The sequence below is a fragment of the Pedobacter borealis DSM 19626 genome (assembly GCF_000708285.2).
GTDB lineage: Bacteria > Bacteroidota > Bacteroidia > Sphingobacteriales > Sphingobacteriaceae > Pedobacter > Pedobacter borealis.
Window position 1 is genome coordinate 21005 of sequence record NZ_JAUG01000066.1, and the last position, 6000, is coordinate 27004.

The following is a 6000-nucleotide window of genomic DNA, read 5'->3' on the forward strand; positions in this document are numbered from 1 at the left end:
CCATCCGTCACCCTGATTTACAAGCTAACCACTCTGTAGAATATTTACAGGCGCTCGAAGATTGCGAGCTAATCCGCATTCCCTATACGTTAATCGACTATGCGTATTCCCATTTCGAAGAAGCCAACATTATCGGGCGAAAACTGTTAGCAGTACACTATTATGCTGCATCCGAAAGATCTATACTGGCCAGAATACCTAATGCGTTGCGACGGTACCCAAAAGCTGGCAGAAAGCGGAAAAATAGGCTTAAACAAAATACCGTTCCGCTATCTGGCACGCTATTTAGGAATGAGATTGGAAACCTTAAGCAGGGTTAGAAGCAAAGAACTACATAAAACTGAAAATCGCGGTGTTCCGGTATCAATAGAAGAGTAGTAGTACATTAAACCCCGCAATTTAGTTTGGATGAAAATCCTTCAAAAAACAAAGAATCTGTATCATAAATAATGATGGGGCTCTTCTATTAACCAACTAAACCTTATAAATACTATCCAAATATTTATAATTCAAAAGTAAGTGAAGTGTATTAATTGGAAATTAAGTTAGGATTAAATGAAAGAAAAAAATTAGCGTTATCGAAAATATCATAAATTAAAATCAGTATAAGAGCAAGAACATCATTGTACTGATTTGCGCAATCATCCCTAAACGATGCTTACTAGATATCTCTAATATCCAATTATAACGGCTATCCACCATAGTTCATAATTTTAGTCTATCCAGTACCCACCCAAAAATACGCACCATAAACACCTAATAACCAAGTCAATAAAACACACCTATAATGTAGATGATTATGCAAACTGTTAAAATGGTTATATTGCGGCACAAAATCATAATGAATAACTCAAAAAACGCTAATCTTAACAAACTATTCTCATTTCTTTTAAAAAAGCAATGCGTAATTGCCATTTATCTGCTATTAGCTATTGTTGCGGGTTACAAACAGTACCACCATCATTCTTACAATAATTATCTGATTTTCAAATATGTATACTGGCATACTGTAGATCTGCAAAATTTATACAATAACTATCCAGAATATTTAGACAGTAACCACTACGGACCTTTATTTTCAATCTTTATTGCGCCTTTTGCACTATTGCCCGATGGTTTAGGTGCTGTTCTTTGGAACGTGGCCAATGTATTGATTTTGCTTTGGGGAATTTACAGTCTGCCGATATCATTAAACAAACGCACTATTATTGCCTGGATCTGTGCACACGAAGCCTTAACTGCACTCTTTAGTTTTCAGTTTAATATTGCCCTAACAGGGATTATTTTACTCAGTTTTTCTTATCTTATTAAAAAGAAGGAAATACAGTCCGCCTTTTTTATCGCCTTTGGTACTTTGGTTAAACTATACGGAATTGTTGGACTGGCATTTTTCTTTTTTAGCAAAAACAAGCTAAAATTTATCATAGGCTGTTTTATTGCTTTTGCGGTACTGTTTGCTTTGCCTATGGTTATTTCATCTCCGGCATTTGTAATCCAATCATATAGCGACTGGTACCATTCCCTTGCCCATAAAAATGATTTAAATGCATCATTAACTTCGTTCCAGGATATTTCTATAATGGGTATTGTAAGACGGGCAACAGGTAACATAAACATTCCAAATGCTCCATTTTTACTGGTTGGTCTTGTATTATTTGGTTTGCCCTATTTACGGATTAAGCAATATAAACACCTCGGCTTTAGGTTAATGTTATTGGCATCAACACTTATTTTTACGGTTATATTTAGCAGCGGTTCTGAATCGCCAACCTATGTTATCGCTTTTGCAGGTGTTGCCATTTGGTTTATGGTGCAGCAAAACCCTAAAAAAGGATGGATAATAGCCTTATTTATTTTTGCATTTATATTAACCAGCCTATCGCCAACCGATATTTTCCCAAGACCGGTTAAAGAATTTATTCGTCTATATTCGCTTAAAGCCCTACCTTGCGTTATCATTTGGCTAACCATAGTCTATCAAATGATGAAAGAAGATTTTGAGTCTTATCTGATTGCCGATAAATGAATAAACTAATTTCTATAGTAATTCCTGCTTACAACGAAGCCGATAATATTTTTGTAATAGCCGAAAGTATTAAAAAAGTTTTTTCGACCATCAACTACGATTATGAAATTATCCTGGTTGATGATGGAAGCGCCGATCATACCCTCGAAAAAATAAAGGACTATGCCACAACAGCAGGTAATATATTTTTCCTCGAATTTTCTAAAAATTTTGGCCACCAATTGGCCGTTAAAGCGGGCATGGACCATGCTTTTGGCGACTGTGTAATTTCTATGGACTGCGATATGCAACATCCTCCGGAACTGATTCCGGAAATGTTACAGAAATGGCAGGAAGGTTTTGAGGTGGTATACACCATCAGGGAAGAAGATAAAAATTTATCAAAAGGAAAAAGAAGTTCATCAAACCTATTCTACAAAACCTTAAACTGGCTATCGGATATTGATCTCGAACCGGGCGCAGCCGATTTCCGCTTACTTGATCAAAAGGTGGTTAGCGTTTTTAGGAATTTTCACGAAAACGAGCCCTTTCTACGTGGTTTGGTAAAGTGGCTTGGTTTTAAGCAGTTTGCCATTCGTTACAATCCTGCAGCACGTTTTTCAGGGAATAGCAAGTATACCTTTAAAAAGATGTTAAGGCTGGCCTTACATGGTGTTACCTCTTTTAGCATAAAACCTTTATATTCTGCAGTATACCTCGGTTTCATCCTTTCTTTTGCCTCTGTACTGTACATACCCTATATTATTTACGCATTTGTAAATCATGTAGAGGTTTCTGGTTGGGCATCTGTAATTATGACTATTGTCTTTTTTGGAGGGCTACAGCTCATTATCTTAGGTATTATAGGCATATATGTAGGTAAAATGTTTATGCAATCTAAAAACCGCCCTAATTATATTATCCGTTCAACCAATATTCAGCAAAAATAAAATGGTACTGTTAAGTTTTGATATCGAAGAGTTTGATATGCCTTTTGAATATGGAAAAGATATTTCTTTCGAAGAGCAGATTGCCATTTCGAGGGCTGGCACCATTACCATTTTGGATATTTTGGATAAATATGAGGTAAAAGCTACTTTTTTTTGTACAGTTACTTTTGCCGAAAATATTCCGGATCTGATTAAAAGGATTACAGAAACGGGCCACGAACTTGCCTCGCATGGTTATTATCATTCTGATTTTAAACCCGAACATCTTCTCCAATCCAAACTAAAATTAGAAGAACTCTCTGGCAAAGAAATTACAGGTTACCGCATGGCGAGAATGATGCCTGTTGACGAAAAGGAAATTGAAAAAGCTGGATATACTTATAATACGTCCATTAATCCAACCTATTTACCAGGGCGCTACAATAATTTTAATGTCTCCAGAACACATTTCATCAAAAATAATGTATTGCAGATTCCTGCTTCGGTAAGCCCGTTAATTAGGTTTCCACTGTTTTGGCTGTCTTTCCACAATCTGCCTTTAGGCATTTACAAAACATTGGCCAGCTGGACATACAAAAAAGATAAGTACCTGAATATCTATTTCCACCCTTGGGAATTTACAGATTTAGAAGATTTTGATCGCTTTGGCTTCCCAGCTTACGTAAGAAAAAACACAGGCACAAAAATGGCAAAACGCACAGAAGATCTTATTTCATGGATGAAGGCTAAAAATTATCCCTTTGGCACTTTTCAGGAATTTATCCGTACTATTTCTTCAAACTGACAACTGCCAATTGTAAACTGAAAGCTATTTATACGTTTCGGCCAATTTAAGTGCATTGTAGGCATTAACAATACCTCCGCTAACACATATTTCGCTAAAAGGTGTTCTAACATTCTCACCTCTTTCATTTTTATATTTCACCTTATGTACTACTTTCGAAACAGATTTCATGATAATCTCTCTTACCTGCGCTGGTTTTAAATCTGGGTAATAACTTAAAATCAACGCCGCTAAGCCAGCCACAACAGGCGAGGCCATACTCGTTCCATCAGCTTCTTCATATTTATTATCAGGAACGGTTGATTTGATTAAAAATCCAGGGGCAAAAACATCTACATTATATTTGCCATAGTTAGAGAAATCGGCTTTGAGGTTATCATCATCTTTATAAGCACTTGCACCTACTTCGATCCAGTTATTGGCGCGGGGCAGGTTAAACTTTGCTGAGTCGATTGGTACAGGCTTTACTAATGCAGATCGGTCATAAGCTGGCCTCATACCCATTCCATTATTTTGTGACATAGGCCTAGGTGGGGTAAAATCTGGCTTGCTAGGCTTTTTATTGGCTTCTTTATAAACTTCAGCCTCTTTGCTATCGAAAAACTTATTAGGGAAATTCTCTTCAATATCATTATTCTGGTTATCGTTTCCGGCTGCATGCACCAATAATACGCCTTTAAGTTCTGCATATTTTACTGCCGAGTCTACTGCTTTTTTATCCCACTTGTAACTTTTACCAAAACTCATGTTGATTACTTTAGCACCGTTATCAACCGCATACCTGATGCCATTGGCTACATCTTTATCCCGTTCATCACCTGTAGGTACCACCCTAATGGCCATAATACTCACATTATTGGCTACGCCTAAAATACCCATCGAATTTGTGCGATCAGCGCCAATAATTCCCGACACGTGTGTTCCGTGAAAAGCATCAGGGCCTTTTACGTCATTGTTTCCATAATCTTTTTGGTAAGCATTACTATAGTCATCCCCCACCAGTTCTGCACGCATATCATATTTAGGGTTTAAGTTGTACTTTAGCATTGCATCGTATTGCTTGTACCCGTCCTTTATATTCTTATAAAATTTCTCGAAACTACCATCCTCTTTAGCACCTTTTCTGATGATTGTTTTTACCTGCTCTTCAGTTTCATCATCGGCTTTATATCGGTCAACATCCTCCATCGTAGGGATTTCTTTTTTATTGATCTTGGCTACAGAATCTAAAACTTTGTTAATGGCAATCAGAACTGAAAAGGTATTGCTGGCATCTTCGTACTTTTTGCCGAAATCGCCAACCATCTTTTTATACAGCTTAAATTCTTCTTTTTGTGCACTGTCTAAAGGCGTTAAATTAGTTGTCGATTGATATTTTGGTGTATAAATCCTTAATAAACGCACCAGTTCCAAATTATCAAACTCCAGGTTACCCTTTTTTGAACCTATAAAATTCCATCCATGAATATCATCAACATAACCATTGCCATCATCGTCTATTCCATTTTCGGGGATTTCTTTTTTATTCGTCCATAAAACACGTTGCAAATCAGGGTGCTTGGTATCCACTCCACCATCAATTACTGCTACAATAATATTTTGCTTAGGTTTTTTATCTTTTAAAAGCTCACGATAAGCTTTCTCTGTACTGATACCAAAATATCCGTTTTCCAATAAATCGAGGTTAAACCAATTTGCAGGAAGTTGTACATTCTTACTTTGAGCAAAAACGCCAAAATTTATACACAAAATAAAAGCAAGAAAAGTTAATTTCTTCAGGTTCACATTCATCATCATAATATGTACGTAATATTACAATAATACGGTTTTATTACCTTGAGGTTGAAAGATTTTACATTTTTTAACAAGCGTATAATAATCAATTTAGAGTAGCTACTTTAAGAGTAGACTAATCCTTAAATGCTTAGCAATAATCGAGGTCCTTTTACCAGAAACATATAATCCAGAAGATCAATTTTTTGATGCTTTGGAGCGCAGTAACAGTAACATGTGGGTCGGGTTCCGTCCTGCTGTCGGCTGCAATCCTTTTGGGAAAACCTTGGGATAAACAACCTACCTATGTCCAAAAGGGATTTCCGCTGCCATCAGGGCTATCTAACCTGGGGCGGAAGGTGTAAAACTCAGCGGAGATCAGCGTAATCTGCGGGAACAGAACCTTACCCCTTTTTAAACTCATTAATGGCAGAAATAACCGCTGTTACAATTCTCCTCACCATTAAGGGATTAAGGGCATTAAGGAA

At 36.8% G+C, this 6000-nt stretch carries 5 protein-coding genes; 4 read left to right on the forward strand and 1 reads right to left on the reverse strand.

Annotated features, from left to right (window positions below):
• The first annotated feature begins 162 nt into the window (after positions 1 to 162).
• From AW17_RS16535 to AW17_RS16550, 4 genes are all read left to right on the forward strand, one after another.
• Positions 163 to 378 (forward strand): hypothetical protein, encoded by a 216-nt coding sequence (locus AW17_RS16535; protein WP_029278293.1) that lies wholly within the window; start codon positions 163 to 165, stop codon positions 376 to 378.
• Between the two features lie 463 nt (positions 379 to 841).
• On the forward strand, positions 842 to 2026 hold the full coding sequence (locus AW17_RS16540; protein WP_029278295.1) for a glycosyltransferase family 87 protein: 1185 nt from the start codon (positions 842 to 844) through the stop codon (positions 2024 to 2026).
• Positions 2023 to 2955: a glycosyltransferase family 2 protein gene (locus AW17_RS16545; RefSeq protein WP_029278297.1), complete on the forward strand. Its 933-nt coding sequence runs from the start codon at positions 2023 to 2025 to the stop codon at positions 2953 to 2955. The genes AW17_RS16540 and AW17_RS16545 overlap by 4 nt, the downstream gene beginning before the upstream one ends.
• 1 nt (position 2956) lies before the next feature.
• Positions 2957 to 3739 (forward strand): polysaccharide deacetylase family protein, encoded by a 783-nt coding sequence (locus AW17_RS16550; protein ID WP_029278298.1) that lies wholly within the window; start codon positions 2957 to 2959, stop codon positions 3737 to 3739.
• A gap of 24 nt (positions 3740 to 3763) precedes the next feature.
• Here AW17_RS16550 and AW17_RS16555 read toward each other — a convergent pair whose 3' ends face one another.
• A complete protein-coding gene (locus AW17_RS16555) occupies positions 3764 to 5530 on the reverse strand; it encodes a S8 family serine peptidase (RefSeq protein WP_167343688.1) in 1767 nt (588 codons plus the stop codon).
• Between the last annotated feature and the right edge of the window lie 470 nt (positions 5531 to 6000).